The organism is Acinetobacter sp. ANC 4636, assembly GCF_054454555.1.
In genome coordinates this window covers 1-612 of sequence record NZ_JBTKVD010000049.1, presented here as the reverse complement: position 1 = coordinate 612, position 612 = coordinate 1, and the positions used below count along the sequence as shown (strand labels likewise).

Annotated in this window: 1 pseudogene; it reads left to right on the top strand. The window is 49.0% G+C overall.

Annotated features, from left to right (window positions below):
• Nucleotides 1–612 (top strand): annotated as a pseudogene (locus ACX1N5_RS15720) (YadA-like family protein); the annotation flags it as partial.

Genomic DNA, 612 nt, shown 5'->3' with positions numbered 1-612 from the left:
ACAGCTAATACAGCAGTGACGAATGCAGCTGCGGCCCAAACCACAGCGAATAAAGGTCTAAACTTTGCAGTAAATGGTGGTACGGCAGACAATGCTCAACTTGGCGAGACAATGAATTTTGCCAATGGCACCAATACCACAGCGACCTATGATGCTGCGACCAATACCTATAAATATAACCTAAACGACAACATTAGTTTGACAGATGCAGGTAGCCTAACAGTGGGTAATACCACTGTTAATAATGCAGGTTTAGCGATTGCAGGTGGTCCAAGCGTGACTTCAGCAGGCATTGATGCCGCGAACACCAGCCTTACCAACCTTGCTGCAGGCGCAGTCAATGCGACATCAAAAGATGCAGTGAATGGCGGTCAACTATATAACGTATCCAACAGCGTAAAAACCGTTCTTGGCGGCAACAGCGGCATTGCAGCGGATGGCAGCATCAGCACCAGCAACATCGGTGGAACAGGAGTTGATACCGTGGACGGTGCGATTGCAGCAGTCAAAAGCAGTGCGACCAAAGCCAAAACCACAGTCACGCAGGGTGACAACATTGTAGTCAATAGCACCACCAATGCCGATGGCAGCACCAACTATCAAGTTGCAACC